This is a genomic window from Amycolatopsis sp. NPDC003865 (assembly GCF_053605345.1).
In genome coordinates this window covers 221,682-236,084 of the sequence record NZ_JBSGJA010000015.1, presented here as the reverse complement: position 1 = coordinate 236,084, position 14,403 = coordinate 221,682, and the positions used below count along the sequence as shown (strand labels likewise).

The 14,403-nt window shown below is 71.3% G+C and carries 17 protein-coding genes; 7 read left to right on the top strand and 10 right to left on the bottom strand.

Annotated features, from left to right (window positions below):
- Positions 1-27 precede the first annotated feature (27 nt).
- Entirely contained in the window at positions 28-609 is a 582-nt protein-coding gene (locus tag ACWEVP_RS32265) for an ArsR/SmtB family transcription factor (protein ID WP_452066317.1), read from the top strand.
- Here the strand turns inward: ACWEVP_RS32265 and ACWEVP_RS32260 are convergent.
- The 6 genes from ACWEVP_RS32260 to ACWEVP_RS32235 form a co-directional block, all read right to left on the bottom strand.
- Entirely contained in the window at positions 606-1,229 is a 624-nt protein-coding gene (locus tag ACWEVP_RS32260; protein ID WP_452066316.1) for an alpha-ketoglutarate-dependent dioxygenase AlkB family protein, read from the bottom strand. The two genes, ACWEVP_RS32265 and ACWEVP_RS32260, sit on opposite strands and share 4 nt — an antisense overlap.
- A gap of 249 nt (positions 1,230-1,478) precedes the next feature.
- A complete protein-coding gene (locus ACWEVP_RS32255) occupies positions 1,479-2,537 on the bottom strand; it encodes a zinc-binding dehydrogenase (RefSeq protein ID WP_452066315.1) in 1,059 nt (352 codons plus the stop codon).
- A gap of 47 nt (positions 2,538-2,584) precedes the next feature.
- The gene (locus tag ACWEVP_RS32250) at positions 2,585-2,929 is read right to left on the bottom strand and encodes a transcriptional regulator (RefSeq protein ID WP_452066314.1); all 345 of its coding nucleotides are present in this window, start codon (positions 2,927-2,929) and stop codon (positions 2,585-2,587) included.
- A gap of 72 nt (positions 2,930-3,001) precedes the next feature.
- On the bottom strand, positions 3,002-3,820 hold the full coding sequence (locus ACWEVP_RS32245; protein ID WP_452066313.1) for an LLM class flavin-dependent oxidoreductase: 819 nt from the start codon (positions 3,818-3,820) through the stop codon (positions 3,002-3,004).
- Positions 3,821-3,888: 68 nt separating this feature from the next.
- Positions 3,889-4,572, bottom strand: coding sequence for a metal-dependent transcriptional regulator (locus tag ACWEVP_RS32240; protein ID WP_257920794.1), 684 nt, complete (start codon positions 4,570-4,572; stop codon positions 3,889-3,891).
- Between the two features lie 40 nt (positions 4,573-4,612).
- Positions 4,613-5,053 (bottom strand): N-acetyltransferase family protein, encoded by a 441-nt coding sequence (locus tag ACWEVP_RS32235; protein ID WP_449663231.1) that lies wholly within the window; start codon positions 5,051-5,053, stop codon positions 4,613-4,615.
- 64 nt (positions 5,054-5,117) lie between these two features.
- On the opposite strand from ACWEVP_RS32235, the gene ACWEVP_RS32230 reads away from it, so the two are divergent.
- Positions 5,118-5,438 carry a hypothetical protein gene (locus tag ACWEVP_RS32230; protein ID WP_452066312.1) on the top strand — a complete coding sequence of 107 codons (321 nt, stop codon included), beginning with the start codon at positions 5,118-5,120 and terminating at the stop codon, positions 5,436-5,438.
- 4 nt (positions 5,439-5,442) lie between these two features.
- On the opposite strand, the gene ACWEVP_RS32225 is transcribed toward ACWEVP_RS32230, so the two are convergent.
- Positions 5,443-7,029, bottom strand: coding sequence for an amidohydrolase (locus ACWEVP_RS32225; RefSeq protein WP_452066311.1), 1,587 nt, complete (start codon positions 7,027-7,029; stop codon positions 5,443-5,445).
- 48 nt (positions 7,030-7,077) lie between these two features.
- On the opposite strand from ACWEVP_RS32225, the gene ACWEVP_RS32220 reads away from it, so the two are divergent.
- The 4 genes from ACWEVP_RS32220 to ACWEVP_RS32205 are packed head-to-tail and all read left to right on the top strand — an operon-like array spanning position 7,078 to position 10,346.
- Positions 7,078-7,815 (top strand): enoyl-CoA hydratase/isomerase family protein, encoded by a 738-nt coding sequence (locus ACWEVP_RS32220; RefSeq protein WP_452066310.1) that lies wholly within the window; start codon positions 7,078-7,080, stop codon positions 7,813-7,815.
- Positions 7,812-9,335 carry an ATP-dependent acyl-CoA ligase gene (locus tag ACWEVP_RS32215; protein WP_452066309.1) on the top strand — a complete coding sequence of 508 codons (1,524 nt, stop codon included), beginning with the start codon at positions 7,812-7,814 and terminating at the stop codon, positions 9,333-9,335. The genes ACWEVP_RS32220 and ACWEVP_RS32215 overlap by 4 nt, the downstream gene beginning before the upstream one ends.
- Positions 9,332-9,967 carry a TetR/AcrR family transcriptional regulator gene (locus ACWEVP_RS32210; RefSeq protein ID WP_452066347.1) on the top strand — a complete coding sequence of 212 codons (636 nt, stop codon included), beginning with the start codon at positions 9,332-9,334 and terminating at the stop codon, positions 9,965-9,967. Before ACWEVP_RS32215 ends, ACWEVP_RS32210 begins: the two co-directional genes overlap by 4 nt.
- A 58-nt stretch (positions 9,968-10,025) precedes the next feature.
- Positions 10,026-10,346 carry a hypothetical protein gene (locus tag ACWEVP_RS32205; protein ID WP_086680390.1) on the top strand — a complete coding sequence of 107 codons (321 nt, stop codon included), beginning with the start codon at positions 10,026-10,028 and terminating at the stop codon, positions 10,344-10,346.
- A 74-nt stretch (positions 10,347-10,420) separates the two neighbouring features.
- Here the strand turns inward: ACWEVP_RS32205 and ACWEVP_RS32200 are convergent, their stop codons facing one another.
- Positions 10,421-11,590: an acyl-CoA dehydrogenase family protein gene (locus tag ACWEVP_RS32200; RefSeq protein ID WP_452066308.1), complete on the bottom strand. Its 1,170-nt coding sequence runs from the start codon at positions 11,588-11,590 to the stop codon at positions 10,421-10,423.
- Positions 11,591-11,943: 353 nt separating this feature from the next.
- Here ACWEVP_RS32200 and ACWEVP_RS32195 point away from each other — a divergent pair, with 353 nt between their 5' ends.
- Entirely contained in the window at positions 11,944-12,630 is a 687-nt protein-coding gene (locus tag ACWEVP_RS32195) for a 4'-phosphopantetheinyl transferase family protein (RefSeq protein WP_452066346.1), read from the top strand.
- On the opposite strand, the gene ACWEVP_RS32190 is transcribed toward ACWEVP_RS32195, so the two are convergent.
- Together ACWEVP_RS32190 and mihF are read right to left on the bottom strand one after the other, a co-directional pair.
- Positions 12,627-13,775, bottom strand: a complete 1,149-nt coding sequence (locus tag ACWEVP_RS32190; RefSeq protein WP_452066307.1) for an isochorismate synthase — start codon at positions 13,773-13,775, stop codon at positions 12,627-12,629. The genes ACWEVP_RS32195 and ACWEVP_RS32190 overlap by 4 nt on opposite strands.
- Before the next feature lie 84 nt (positions 13,776-13,859).
- A complete protein-coding gene (gene mihF / locus ACWEVP_RS32185; protein WP_051767699.1) occupies positions 13,860-14,171 on the bottom strand; it encodes an integration host factor, actinobacterial type in 312 nt (103 codons plus the stop codon).
- Positions 14,172-14,403 lie beyond the last annotated feature (232 nt).

Sequence of the window (14,403 nt, the reverse complement as noted above, 5' to 3'; positions counted from 1 at the left end):
AAACAGTCTCTGTAGTAGGCTCCGGCCATGGTCGACCGTCCCGAACGCCGCGTCCTCACCGGCGCGGACCTCAAGGCCTTCTCCAAGGCACTCGCCAACCCCGTGCGCCGCGACATCCTGTCCTACCTGGGCAAACACGGCGAAGCGAACTCGACGAGCGTCGCGAAGGCCCTCGGCGAGAGCACCGGGACGACCAGCTACCACCTGCGTCGGCTCGCCGACCTCGACCTGATCGCGGAGATCGAGGAGCGCTCCACCGGCCGCGAACGCTGGTGGCGGTCGCTGACGAAGGACATCTACACCCCACCCGGCCTGGAGCTGACGCCGGACGAGCGCGAAGCCGCCCAGAAGCTCGGCGCGCTCAAGATGAGCCACGACATCAGCCTGGTCACGCGGGCGTACGCGGGCTACGACGACGCGAAGGGCTGGAACCAGATCTACCGCGGCGGCCTGACCCTGACGAAGGAGCAGATCGCGTCGTTCGTCGAGGAGTACCAGAACCTGCTCTGGAAGTACGTCACCGAGCCGGGCCACCACCCGCCGGGCTCGCGCGCGGTCGCCGTCCGGCTGATCGTGGTGCCGGAAGACGAAGAGTCCACAGAGGACTAGAGACCCGACACGCGCAGGGTGATGTTGAGCCGTCCGGTCAGGCCGAGCGCCGGGTCCGCCGTGCCCGGCAGCGTCTTCGGGACGCCGTGGTAGGCGAGCCGGGATGGGCCGCCGAACACGAACACGTCACCCGACCGCAGCTCGACGTCGGTGTACGGCCGGCCGCGGGTTTCGGGGTTGCCGAACCGGAACACGCACGCGTCGCCGAGGCTGAACGAGACCACCGGTGCCAGGCTGCGCTCGTCCTTGTCCTGGTGCAGGCCCATCTTCGCGGTGGCGTCGTAGAAGTTGACCAGCGCGATGTCCGGCTCGTACGCCTCAGCCTCGCCGTAGGCGTCCGCCAGCGCGCGGCGGCCGAGGTCGCCGAGCCAGTCCGGGAACGGCAGCACCGGCGTCCCCTCGCCGGTCGTGCGCGAGTAGCCGTACGGGTACCAGTGCCAGCCGAGGCAGACGGACTTCACCGACATCACGCCGCCGTTGGGCAGCCGGGTGTGGCGGTAGCCGGCGAAGCCGCGGCAAGCGGCGACCAGCTCGCGCTGTTCGTCGAAGCCGAGCCAGTCGGGCACGTGGACGGCACCGGGCGCGAGTTCGGCGCGCGGGCGCGGCAGGAGGGCGTCCATCACCTCGATTGTGCCGGAGACTCCCGCCGGACACGTTCGGTGATCGTCGAGGGCACGACGCGGTGACCGCGGAACGTCACACCCGCGGCCGCGAACAGCCGCAGGAGCCGCCCGAACGGACCAACCGGGCGCTCCTGCGGCCGAATCCCCTCGCGTTGGGCCACCATGCACTAGACGTTCCCACACCTGAATGTCACAAGACCAGCGTGGATCAGCTACGAACCGGTCACTTGACCTGGGCGCCGCGGATCAGTCACGAAACGTCACAACGGTGACGCCCGCGTGCGCCGGCACGGGGTCGTTCATCGCGGCCAGCGCGGCCGGGACGTCGTCGAGGCCGATCCGCCGCCCGATGAGCGCGGTGAGGTCGATGCCGGCCGCCTCGACGACCCGCAGCAGCTCCGGGTACTCGTGGGCCTGCAGCCCGTGGATGCCGACGAGCTCGAGTTCGCCGCCGATGACCCGGTGCATCGGGATCGGCGCGATGCCCTGCGCGGGCGGCATCAGCCCGGCCTGGACGTGCCGGCCGCGCTTGCGGAGGCTGCCCACCGACGCCGCGCAGGTCGACGGCGCGCCGAGGCAGTCCAGCGAGACGTGCGCGCCGCCACCGGTCAGCTCGCGGACGTGCGCGGCGACGGCTTCCGGGCCGTCGAACGCCGAGGAGTCGACGGTGAGCGTCGCGCCCGACTTCGCGGCCAGCTGGAGCGCCGACGGCGAGACGTCGACAGCGACGACCTTCGCGCCCGCCGCGACGGCCAGGAGCACCGCCGACAGGCCGACGCCGCCGCAGCCGTACACCGAGACCCACTGCCCGGCGCTGACCCGGCCCTGCCGCAGCACCGCGCGGAACGCCGTCCCGAAGCGGCAGCCGAGCGCGGCGGCTTCCGCAGCGCCGAGGGAGTCCGGCAGCGCGACGAGGTTCGTCTCGGCGTGCCCGATGGCGACTCGCTCGGCGAAGGAACCCCAGTGCGTCGCGCCGGGCTGGAACTCGCGGTCGCAGATCTGCTGGTCGCCGCGGGCGCACTGGGGGCAGGTGCCGCACGCGCAGACGAACGGCACGGTGACGCGCGCGCCGAGCTCCCACCCGCGGACGCCTTCGCCGAGCGCGACGAGGCGGCCGGCGAGCTCGTGCCCGGCGACGTGCGGCAGCCGCACCGCCGGGTCGTGGCCCTGCCACGTGTGCCAGTCGCTGCGGCAGACGCCGGTGGCGTCCACCTCGATCACCGCGCCACCGGGCGGCGCCACCGGCTCCGGCACGTCCCGCACGACCGGCGGGACGCAGAACTCCTCCATGACCACAGCTCGCATGCGGCCGAGCCTACGTGCTCACGTGAGCGGATTTCCGTTGGTACCGCTCAATTGAGCGTCGGCGGCTGCGCGTGGAAGCGGGTCCTGCTGCGCGGCGGGCCGAGGAGCTTGCTGAGCGAGCCGTCCGGCACGTTCAGGATGTCTTCGAGATTCCGCAACGCCTCCAACGATTCCGGCCGCTCGGGCCGGCACCGCCCGGACTGCCAATGGCTGAGGGTGGCCAGGCTGACCGTGGTTCCCCTGCCGCGCAAGCGATAGCGGATCCGGTCGAGGCCGAGGCCGCGAGCCCTGATCGCCGCGCGCAACGCGACGTCGAACGGCCCGGCGGCCAGGAGGTGACCCAGTTCCGCCTGCTCCCCCCGGTCGATGGTGCGAGTTCGCTGACCGGTCATCACAACGCTCCGAAGCACTCCCGAGTACGAAAATTGGAGCGTAGGCCCAGCTTCGCAAGATCGGAAGGGCCCTCACCCACCTGCGAGCCGCACCCGCGCGGCGATCTCGGCGAACGGTTCGGCGTAGCCCGAGTTGATCGTCACGTAGGAAATCCCCCACCGCTCCCGCCAGCCGAGAAGCCTTTCCGCCGCTTGACCTGGATCGGCGGGCAGCACGGTGACGGCTCCGGCGGCGGCGAGCTCGGGGACGTCGACCCCGGCCCACCGCGCGATTCCGGGCGACGGCGCGTCCCCGACGGCCATCAGGTTCAGCCCGAGCTCGATGTCCGGCAGGCGTTCCTCAGCAAGCTTACGGAATCGATCCACAATGGACTCAGCCTCGGCTTCGGTGGTTTTCGGCGCCCAGGTGAAGGTGAGGGTGTCGGCTTCTTGCGCGGCGAGCGCCAGCATTTTCGGTCCCCCGCCGGCGAGCACCAGCCGCGGCCGGTCCGCGGTTTCCTTGAGGACGGCGATCGTCTCCGCCATCCGTGTGATGCGCTCACCCGGTCCGCCGAACTCCCGCCCGAGGTTTTCGGCGTGCGCCCCGGCACCGGGCCGCCCGACGCCGAGGCCGAGCTCGAAGCGACCGCCGGTCTGCTGGTGCAGGGTCTGGACCTGCCAGGCGAGGGCTTTCGCGTCCCGGAAGGGATCGGCGAGCACGAAGGTGCCGATGGTGAGATCCAGCGTGACCGCGGCGGCGGCCCCGAGGAGGACGAAGGGATCGGCGGAACCGACGGGATCGGTGGCGAGCAGGGTGTCGAAGCCCAGCTTCTCGATCCGTTCGGCCTGAGCGGTCCACGAGGTGAGATCGGACGAGAACCCGGCGACGACACCGAAGCGGAAGGGTTTCATGCGGCCATGGTCGCGGTCGCGGGCGCGTCACCACATCCGCTCCACGACGTCACTCGCGCGTACGCCCCTCAGCGCAGGGTGACCGACAGGGCCTGCGCGATCTCCTTGCCGATGGCGTGCGTGGCGGCATCCGGCGGGGAGCCCACCTTCACCACCATCGGTCCCCCGAACGGCTGCCGCTCCACGACCTCGATGCGTTCGCCCAGGTTGATCGCGTGTTCCGTCAAGTAGCGCAGCAGCTCCGGGTCCGTGTCCCACACCCGGACGATCTCGCCGACCGCGCCCGGCTCGAGGTCGTCGAGGATGCGGACCGCCAGTTCCTCCACGCTGCCGTCCGGGGCCGGGATCGGGTCGCCGTGGGGGTCGCGGACCGGGTTGCCCAGCTTCGCCGCGATGCGCTCGACCAGGCGATCCGACACCGCGTGCTCCAGCGCGTCCGCCTCCGCGTGGACCTCGTCCCACGTGTAGCCGAGCTCGGACACCAGGTACGTCTCGATCAGCCGGTGCCGCCGCAGCACCGACCGCGCCAGGAGCCTGCCGTCGGCGGTCAGCTCGATCCCGCGGTACGGCACGTGGGTGACCAGCCCCAGCTGGGACAGCTTCGTGACCATCCCCGACGCCGAGGACGGGCTGACCTCCAGCCGGCCGGCGAGCGACGTGTTGGTGACCGCCTCACCCCGCTCGACCAGGCCGTAGATCACCCGGACGTAGTCCTCGACCGACGAGGACCTCCGGACCGAACCATCTCCCATGCCGCATACTTTACGGGGCGGGGTACTTTCTCGTGAAAGTTCACGGCCGCCAGCGGTAGCGGATCCACCCCGGGACCGGCTCGGCGCCGAGCTGGGCGTAGAACGCTTCGCCTTTCTCGTTGCCCGCCTGCATGTCCCACTCGACGCGGCCGCTCGTGCGGTTGCGCAGCTCGTCGAGCAGCTCGCTGCCCAGCCCGAAGCGCCGGTGCGCCGGGCGGACGAACAGGTCGTCCAGCCAGATCCCCGGCCGGGCCTCCCACGTGGAGAAGTTCCAGCTGCAGAACGCGAAGCCGGCGACCGTGCCGGGCTCGCCGGGCGGGGTCGCGATCAGCACCCACGCCTTCGGGTCCGGCCCGAAGAGGTGCCCGCTCATCTCGGCGCGGTCGAGCTTCAGGTCGTGGTTGTCCTCGTAGACGGCGTGCTCCTCGATGAGCGCGCAGATCTCCTCGATGTCTTCGAAGACAGCGTCGCGGACGGGCATCTCGCCTCCCGGTTTTGTCGGTGGTGGTCGTTACTGTCGGGCGTGGAAGAGACGGAGGTGGTCGATGTCGCCGGAGGAGAAGTTCGAGGACCTGGTCGACGAGTTCACCGGACGCCCGGGCATCACGCCACCCGGCGCGACCGGCGGGTTCGGGCGCACGGCGCTGCGCGCGCACGGCCGGATCTTCGCGATGTTCGTCCGCGGGCAGCTGGTGCTGAAGCTGCCCCGGCCGAGGGTCGACGAGCTCGTGGAGGGCGGGCACGGGGTGCGTTTCGACGCCAACAAGGGCACCCCGATGAAGGAGTGGCTGGCGCTGGACACGGGCTCGGCACAGCCCTGGTCCGCGCTGGCGGAAGAGGCACTCGAGTTCGTGGAGGGGAAGTGAGCCATCACGCTTGATAACGCAGTTCGCCGCCGACGGCGGTGCCCTGCACGGTGAGGTCGTCCAAAGCGGACTCGTCCAGGGGCGAACCGGACAGCACGGCGAAGTCGGCGAGCTTCCCGGGTTCGAGCGTGCCCAGGTCACGTTCGGCGAAGGTCGCGTACGCCGAGCCGTACGTGTACGCGCGCAACGCCTGCTCCGGCGTCAACGCCTCTTCGGGCGTGAAGGGGGCGCCTGACGCCGTGCGCCGACGCACCATGTCGGCCAGCGCGAGCAGTGGCGCGCCGTTCACGACAGGCCGGTCCGAGGACGCGGGAAGCACGCAACCCGCGTCGAGGACGCTTCGCAGCCGGTAGCACCACGGGACGCGGGCCTCGCCGAGCGCGGCGCGCATGCCGTCGCCGAGCTCGTTGACGAACCGGCCCTGCGGTGACGGGATGAGACCGAGCGACGCGAGCCGGGTCAGCTCCGCCGGCTGGAGCACCGCGCAGTGCTCGATGCGGTGGCGGTGGTCCGTGCGCGGCGAAGCGGCCAACGCGGCTTCGTAGGCGTCGAGGACGACGGTGATCGCGCGGTCGCCGATGGCGTGCGTCGCGATCTGCCAGCCGGCCTCGTGGGCGCGGCGGATCGTGCGGGTCAGCTCGTCCTCGGGCACCTGGAAGTAGCCGCGGTTGCCCGGCTCGCCGTCGAACGGGTCGTGCATCGCGCAGGTGCGCCCGACCAGGGAGCCGTCGGCGAACAACTTCATCGGGCCGACACGCAGCCACTCGTCGCCGAGGCCGGTGCGCAGGCCGAGGTCGAGGCCGAAGCCGGCGTCGTCGGGCAGGTCGTGCAGCACGCTCGCGGCGACCATCACCGTGCTGCGCACGCGCAGGACGCCGCGGTCGCGCGCCTCCTGGTAGGCGGCCAGCTCGGCGGGGGTCTCGCCGACCAGGCCGCCGCCGATCCCGGCTTCCTGGACGCTGGTGATGCCCTCGCTCAGGTACCGCTCGGACGCGCGCTCAAGCCCGCGCACCACCCGGTCGACGGGGGTCGGGTAGGTGAGCGGCCGCAGCAGCAGCTGGGCCTGCTCGCGCAGCAGGCCGGTCGGCGAGCCGTCGGCGTCGAGCACGACGTCGCCGCCGACCGGCACGTTCGCCAGGTCGAGCTGGTCGAGCACGGCCGAGTTGACCACGGTCATGTGCCCGGACGTGTGCTTGAGCCGCACGAGCATCCCCGGCGCCGCCCGGTCGAGGCCGTGGCGGTCGGGGTGCCCGCCGTCGAGCTTGTTCTGGTCGTACCCGCTGCCGACCACCCAGCTCCCGGGCGGCAGCGTGGCGGCGCGCGCGGCGACGGCGTCGTAGACCTCCTCGACGCTGCGGCAGCCGCCCAGCGCGACGTCGTCGAGGCCCATCCCGAACCACGCCATGTGGTTGTGCGCGTCGTGGAAGCCGGGCACGACGAACCCGCCCGCGAGGTCGACCCGCGAGCGCGCGGAGAGTGCACGCGCATCGTCGCCCAGCGCGACCACCCGGCCGTGCAGGACGGCAAGAGCGCTGGTGACGCCCGCGCCCGTCCACACTGTCGCGTTCTCGTAGACCGCGTCGACCTTCATAAGTCCAGAGGCTATCGATCGATCGATCGAACGTCTAGCATCGCCCTCATGCCCACCGTGGACTTCGCCGTCGAAGACGGCATCGCGCACATCCGGCTGAACCGGCCCGAGCGGCTGAACGCGGTCGCCGCCGTGCTGGTCGACGACTTCCTCACCGCCTTGGACGCGGCGGCCCGCAGTGACGCCCGCGTGGTCGTGCTGTCCGGCAACGGGCGCGCCTTCTGCGCCGGCCACGACCTCAAGGAACCCACCCCCGCGGGTGACTCGCGGGCGCGGCTGGACCGGCTCCAGGACGTCACGCGGCGGCTGCGCGGGCTGCGCCAGCCGGTGATCGCGGCGGTGCACGGCTACGCGATCGGCGCCGGCGCGGAGTTCGCACTCGGCTGCGACCTGATCCTGGCCGCCGAGGACGCCGTCTTCGCGTTCCCGGAGGTCTCGCTGGGCCTGAGCGTCACCGGCGCGGCGTCGCGGCTGCTGCCGCTGCTCGTCGGCCCGCTCAAGGCGAAGGAGCTCCTGCTGCTCGGCGAGCGCTTCGACGGCCGGAAGGCCGCGGAGCTGGGCATGGTCAACGCCGCCGTCCCCGCCGACCAGCTCCAGGCCGAGGCGCTGAGCTGGGCCAAGCGGATCGCCGAGCACCCGCCCGCGGCCGCGGCGATGGCCAAGCGCGTCCTCGACGCTCCGATCGACGTCGAGCCGGCGCTCGAACTCGAGGTCAGCCACGCCCTGATCACCGAGACCTCGGCCGCGGTCGCCGCGTCGACGGAAGCCTTCCGGAGCCGGGGATGACCCCGCTCGCCGAGATCGGGACGCTGGCCCAGCTCGTCACGCGGGCCGCGCGGCTGTGGCCGGACCGCACGGCCTGGGTGTTCGACCACCTCGACCAGGTATTCACCTTCGCCGAGGTCGACCGCGAAAGCTCGCGGATCGCCGCGGCGCTGGCCGAGCGCGGCATCGGCGTCGGCGACCGGGTCGCGGTGATGCTGCGCAACCAGCCCGAGTTCCCGCTGACCTGGCTGGCGCTGGCGAAGATCGGCGCGCAGCTGGTGCCGGTCAACACGAACTACCAGGAGTTCGACGGCGCCCACGTCCTCCGCCACTCCGGCGCGAAACTGGTGGTCGCCGCCGCGGAGTTCACGGACCTGCTCGGCCGGATCGGCCTGACCGAGGTCGTCACCCCGGACCGGCTCCGCTCCGGCGCCGAGCCGCCGGAGTTCACCCCGGTGCCGGAGCTTCCGGTCAACATCCAGTACACCTCGGGCACGACCGGCGCGCCCAAGGGCTGCGTCCTGCCGAACCGCTACTGGACGACCCTCGCGGTGAGCCTGGCGACCGACTTCCCCGCCGTCGGCGAGGACGACGTCATGCTGACCGCCCAGCCGTTCCACTACATCGATCCACAGTGGAACGTCGCGTTGGGACTCGCCGCCGGCGCCACCCTCGTCGTGCTGGACCGCTTCCACCCCAGCACGTTCTGGGCGAAGGTCCGCGAGCACGGCGTCACGTGGTTCTACTGCCTCGGCCTGATGCCGACGCTGCTGCTGCGCCAGGAACCGTCCGGAGCCGACCGCGACCACCGCGTCCGGGCGATCTGCGCGTCCGCGATCCCGCACGACCTGCACGCCGAACTCGAACAGCGCTGGGGCGTGCCGTGGTACGAGGCGTTCGGGATGACCGAAACCGGCGGCGACATCCGGATGACCGCCGCCGACCACGACGAGACCGTCGGCACCGGCTGCATCGGACGGCCGAGCCGCGACCGCGAGGCGATGATCGCCGGCGCCGACGGAAAGCCGCTGCCGCGCGGGGAAACCGGCGAGCTGCTGATCCGCGGGATCGGCCTGATGCACGGCTACCACGACGATCCGGCCGCGACGGCGAAGGCGTTCGAGAACGGCTGGTTCCACACCGGCGACCTCGCGCGGATGGACGCCGCCGGCCGCGTCTACTACGTCGGCCGCACCAAGGACATGATCCGCCGCAGCGGCGAGAACGTGTCCGCGGACGAGGTCGAGCGCGCGCTGCTGCTGCACCCGTCGGTCAAGCTGGCCGCCGTCGTCGCGGTGCCCGACGAGCTGCGCGGCGAGGAGATCAAGGCGTACCTCGTGTGCGACGGCGAGCGCCCGGACCCCGCCGAGCTGGTGGAGTTCTGCTCGGAAAAGCTGGCGTACTTCAAGGTTCCGCGGTTCTGGGCGTTCGCCGGCGAGCTGCCGATGACGCCGTCGGAGCGCGTCGCCAAGGGCGAGCTGCGCAAGGTCGCCGACCCGCGCGCGGAGTCGTGGGACGCGAAGGCGGGAACATGGCTGTGACCAGCCGGGAGCGCGTCCGCGCGGCGGCGGTGAAGCTGTTCGCCACCAAGGGTTTCCACGGCACCGGCATCCGCGATCTGGCGCAGGAGGCCGAACTCTCGTCGGCGAGCCTGTACCACTACATGGGCACCAAGGAGGATCTGCTCGCGGAGATCATGCACACTGCGCTGAACCGCCTGCTGGACGCGGCCCGCGAGGCGACGGCCGGCAGCCCGGATCCGGTGCACCGGCTGCGCACGCTGGTCGCGCTGCACGTGCTCGCGCACGCGGTCGGCCCGGCGGAAACCCGGGTGGTGGACAACGAAGTCGACGTGTTGTCCCCGGCTGCGCGCGAGCCGGTGGTGGCGTTGCGCGACGCGTACGAACACCTGTGGGCCGCGGCGATCGAAGAAGGCATCGTGGCCGGGGTCTTCCACACCGAACACCCGGCGGTGACCCGGCTCGCACTGCTGGAGATGTGCAGCGGGGTCGCCCGGTGGTACTCCCCGCGCGGGCCGCTGGCGCTGGACCAGCTCGCCGAGCACTACGCGGAGCTGGTCTCGCGGGCGCTGGGCTGCACCGCACCGCCGGGTGTAGCCGACTTGCGACGGTGCCGGGAAATCGTCGCGAAAGAGTGGGGCATGTCCGTTTAGCGGCGCTTTTACCTGTGTACGCCTTGCCCAGACGGCGTGCGTGGGGGACGCTCGAAGGGTGACTGAGGAAACGATCCAACTGGAACTGGACGACTCGGGTCTCGCGCCGGGCCTCCCGGCGCCGGCACACCCCCGCGATCAGGTGCAGGATGTCCCCTATCGCCCCGTCGAGTTCCGTGATGACGATCTCCCCACCGCCTTGGAGCGGTGCTCCGCGTGGCTACGACAGGCGCAGGAATGGCTGGGCGAGCCGCTCGACGTCCTGGCCATCCACCTCGACTACGACGACCGCCAGGGTTCGCCGTACTACGACGTGAAGCTCCTGTGCAACGAAGAGGACCTCGCGGGCGTCCCGATCGCCATTCGCAACAAGCAGTAAGCAGCACGCAGCCGAACAGCCGTCAAGGCCGCCGGAAGAGGCGGCCTTGACGGCTTCACGCGTTTCGGAGGGGCTCAGCCCAGGACGCCGCCGACCTTCACGTGCCCCTTGAGCAGGTTGCGCGCGATCGTGCGGCGCTGGATCTCGTCGGTGCCTTCGTAGATGCGCAGCAGCCGCAGCTCGCGGTACCAGCGCTCGACCGGCAGCTCCCGCGTGTAGCCCATGCCGCCGTGGATCTGCAGGACGCGGTCGACGATCTCGTTGGCCTTCTGGCCGCCGTACAGCTTCGCCATCGACTGCGCGTGCCGCGAGTCGACGCCCTGGTCGACCTGCCAGGCGGCGTTGAGCACCAGCCACCGCAGCGCTTCGAGCTCGACGCCGGAGTCGGCGATCATCCACTGGATGGCCTGGCGTTCGGCGATCTTCTGCCCGAACGTCTCGCGCGTGTTGGCGTGTTCGATGGCCATGGTGATCAGCCGCTCGCACGAACCGATCGCGCGCGCCGGCAGGAGGTAGCGGCCCTGGCCGATCCACTGCATGGCGAGCTCGAAGCCGCGGCCCTCCTCACCGAGGATCTGCGTCTCCGGGACGCGGACGTCCTGGAAGATCAGCGACGCCGGGCCCCACTCGCCCATGGTGTCGATGTACTCGGACTTCCAGCCGGCCTCGCGGTCGACGAGGAAGCACGTGACGCCGCCGTTCGCGCCCTTCTCCGGGTCGGTGATCGCGAAGACCATCGTGAAGTCGGCTTCGTTGCCCCCGGTGATGAAGGTCTTCTCGCCGTTGATGATCCAGTCGGAGCCGTCCTTGCGGGCGGTGGTCCGGATGGCCTTGGCGTCCGACCCGGCGCCCGGCTCGGTGATCGCGAAGCACGACTTGCGCTCGCCCGAGATGGTCGGCAGCAGGTAGGTCTGCTTCTGCTCCTCGTTGGCGTGGAACAGGATGTTGTCGGCGGCACCGCCGAAGCGGAACGACACGAAGGTGCGGCCGAGCTCGGCCTCCAGCAGCGCGGCCATCACGGCGGACAGACCCATGCCGCCGTACTCCTCCGGGGTCAGCACGCCCCAGAAACCGGACTCCTTCGCCTTGAGCTGGAGGTCCTTCAGCTCCTCGCCGGTCAACCCCGGCTGGTGCGCGCGCTCGCGCCGCAGGACCTCCTGCTCGAGCGGGATCAGCTCCCGCTGGACGAACGTGCGGACCCAGTCGCGCACTTCCCGTTCTTCGGTGCTGAGAGAAAAGTCCATGGGTGAGCTGCTCCTCCGACACTGGCTAAGCGCTTGCTTAGCCCCAGGGTACCTCCTGTCGGCGGGATTACCCCAGACCTCTCCCCGAATTCGTGACAAGCGCTCCGGCGCCCGGGAGGCAGCACCCAGGGGCCGGCGCGGCCTGCACCCCGGACGCCGCAGCGCCACGCGGGCAGCCGCGCGCCGACCACGCAGCCGCAATCCGCACCCGCCCGCCGCGCCCGTGAGGCCTCGGCAGCCACGGACGACCACTCGCCCCCTGCCGAGCAGCGCCGCACCGTCCCGGCAATCACCCCAGACCTCTCCCCGAATTCGTGACAAGCGCTCCGGCGCCCGGGAGGATCGGGGACGTGATGGAGATCGTGGTCCGCTGGTCGTCCCCGCTGCCCGTCGAAGAGCGCTTCCTGCGTCTGCTGGACGACGTCGAGCAAGGCCGGTTCGAGGCCTACCGGCAGGACGCCGACAAGCGCCGCTTCCTCACCGGGCGCGTGCTGGCCAAGACGGTCGCGGCCGAGCGGCTCGCGATCCCGGTCGAAGCGGTCAAGTTCGACGCGACCTGCGAAGACTGCGGCAAGCAGCACGGCCGCCCGCACGTCCCGGGCGAGGACCTGACGCTGTCGATCTCGCACTCGGGCGACCTGATCGGCGTCGCGGCCACGCCGTCGGTCCCGGTCGGCCTGGACGTCGAGACCGCGACCCGGAAGGCCGACGACGGCCTGATCGAGTACGCGCTGAGCCCGGCGGAGACGGCCCACCTGACCGGCCTGACCGACGCGGAGAAGGCGAACGCGTTCTTCGTCTACTGGACGCGCAAGGAAGCGGTGATGAAGGCCACCGGCAAGGGCCTGCGCATCCCGCTGAAGAGCATCACGTTCTCCCGCTTCGACGAACCGGCGAGGCTGGTGGAGTCGGGCGAGGCGGCGCTGGACCCGGCCCGCACGCGGCTGGCGGACCTCAAGGCCGCGGACGGCTACCGGGCGGCCATCGCGGTCCTGACCACCGACGAGCTGTCGGTGACCGAGGAGCGCTGGGTTCCCTAGACGCTGTCCTCCAGGCCCATCGCCGCCAGCAGCGTCCGGAACTTGGCCGTCGTCTCGTCCAGCTCCGCCTGCGGGTCCGACGCCGCCACGATGCCGCCGCCCGCGTACAGCCGCATCGACGTCGACGCGATCTCGGCGCAGCGGATCGCCACCGCCCACTCGCCGTCGCCCGCCGCGTCGACCCAGCCGACCGCTCCGGCGTAGTAGTCGCGGTCGAACGGCTCCAGTTCCTGGACCAGCTCGCGCGCCCCCTCGGTCGGGGTGCCGCAGATCGCCGGCGTCGGGTGCAGCGCCGCCGCCAGGTCCAGCGCCGTGATGTCCGGGTCGGCCAGCTCGCCCGTGATCGGGGTGCGCAGGTGCCAGATCGCCGGGGTCGTCACCAGCTCGGGCTCGGCCGGGACTTCGAGGGTCCGGCAGAACGGCCGCAGCGCCTCGACCAGGTAGTCGATCACCACCGCGTGCTCCAGCTGGTCCTTGCGCGACGTCCGCAGCGCCTCGCCGTTGGCGCGGTCGGTCGCCGGGTCGGCCGAGCGCGGCATCGAGCCCGCGTGCGGCGACGAGAACACCGTGCGGCCGGTGCGGCGAAGCAGCAGCTCGGGCGTGGCGCCGACGAGCGTGCGGCCGCCGGGCAGCTCGGCCGCGTACGTGAAGTGCCGGGGGTTGCCTACCGCCAGGTTGCGCACGACGCGCTCGGCGGGCACCGGCGAAGGGAACTCGAGGTCCAGAGCGCGGGCCAGGACGGCTTTCCGCAGGTCACGCTCGCCCAGGGCGATGACCGCGGCCCGCACGTTGGCCATGTGCTGCGCGGGTGAGGGCACCGCACGCACCCGCACGGGCGCCGGCAGGACTTCACGGGTGAACGAAGGCGCACCCTCGGCGCGGTGGACGGTCCGGGGCACGACGAGGTGGCCAGGCACCTTGGTGTCGGGCCCGGTGTCGAACGGCAGGATGCCGACGGCCAGCGGGGCACCCGTCGCGGCCAGGACACCGGGGATCGCCGAGGCGAGCCGTCGCGGGTCCGTTTCGGTGACGGTGCGGATCGTGCCTTGCGCGAGCAGCGCGCGCCGGGCCGTGGTGAACAGGAAGTCGCCACGCTGGTAGCGGGCGGCGAGGTCAGCCGGGATCGCCGGGTCAGGAGAACTCACAAGACCTAGCGTCCCAGGCTTCGGGAGATCCGCGAGGGGAGTGTCACGAGCGACACTCCCCTCGCGTGAGCTCCTGACGACGAGCTACTTGAGCGCGTCGATGAGCGCCTCGCGCTGGCGCTCGCCCAGGCCGGCCGCACGCCGGTCGGGGTCGATTCCGGCCTGCTCGAGCAGGGCGGCGACCTTCACCGCGCCGAGGCCGGGGACGGCCTTCAGCAGCTGGGTGACCTTCGTCTTCCCGATGGTCTTGTTCTCCTTGGCCTGCTTGAGCACCTTTTCGATGCTCTCCTTGCCGGACTTGATCGACGCGAGCAGCTCCGAACGCGCCTTGCGAGCCTCGGCGGCCTTGGCCAGGGCCTCGGCGCGCTGCTCCGGAGTCAACGTAGGCAGAGCCAACGTAGTGTCCTTTCCTCTCAGGTCTCCGCTTTCGCGGCCGACAGCTTTTCTGAGTGCTTGCTCCTGCAAGCGCTGCTCAGCCGTCTCTTGCCACGGCCCCAGTAAACGCCACCGGCTTCGCGGCCGTGCAACCGACACGCACTTATTACCCCCGGAGGTGATACCGGGCAACCCGCTCCGGCCTGCGGAAACGCTCCCAAGAAGTGGCCGGAGTGGCCAGACTCACCCGGAA

Coding starts and splice junctions, on each gene's coding strand:
- ACWEVP_RS32215 (WP_452066309.1), top strand. CDS start 7,812: ATGACCCCGCTCGCCGAGATCGGGACGCTGGCCCAGCTCGTCACGCGG.
- ACWEVP_RS32265 (WP_452066317.1), top strand. CDS start 28: ATGGTCGACCGTCCCGAACGCCGCGTCCTCACCGGCGCGGACCTCAAG.
- ACWEVP_RS32255 (WP_452066315.1), bottom strand. CDS start 2,537: ATGCGAGCTGTGGTCATGGAGGAGTTCTGCGTCCCGCCGGTCGTGCGG.
- ACWEVP_RS32235 (WP_449663231.1), bottom strand. CDS start 5,053: ATGCCCGTCCGCGACGCTGTCTTCGAAGACATCGAGGAGATCTGCGCG.
- ACWEVP_RS32195 (WP_452066346.1), top strand. CDS start 11,944: ATGGAGATCGTGGTCCGCTGGTCGTCCCCGCTGCCCGTCGAAGAGCGC.
- ACWEVP_RS32260 (WP_452066316.1), bottom strand. CDS start 1,229: ATGGACGCCCTCCTGCCGCGCCCGCGCGCCGAACTCGCGCCCGGTGCC.
- ACWEVP_RS32250 (WP_452066314.1), bottom strand. CDS start 2,929: ATGACCGGTCAGCGAACTCGCACCATCGACCGGGGGGAGCAGGCGGAA.
- ACWEVP_RS32230 (WP_452066312.1), top strand. CDS start 5,118: ATGTCGCCGGAGGAGAAGTTCGAGGACCTGGTCGACGAGTTCACCGGA.
- ACWEVP_RS32240 (WP_257920794.1), bottom strand. CDS start 4,572: ATGGGAGATGGTTCGGTCCGGAGGTCCTCGTCGGTCGAGGACTACGTC.
- ACWEVP_RS32220 (WP_452066310.1), top strand. CDS start 7,078: ATGCCCACCGTGGACTTCGCCGTCGAAGACGGCATCGCGCACATCCGG.
- ACWEVP_RS32200 (WP_452066308.1), bottom strand. CDS start 11,590: ATGGACTTTTCTCTCAGCACCGAAGAACGGGAAGTGCGCGACTGGGTC.
- ACWEVP_RS32225 (WP_452066311.1), bottom strand. CDS start 7,029: ATGAAGGTCGACGCGGTCTACGAGAACGCGACAGTGTGGACGGGCGCG.
- ACWEVP_RS32245 (WP_452066313.1), bottom strand. CDS start 3,820: ATGAAACCCTTCCGCTTCGGTGTCGTCGCCGGGTTCTCGTCCGATCTC.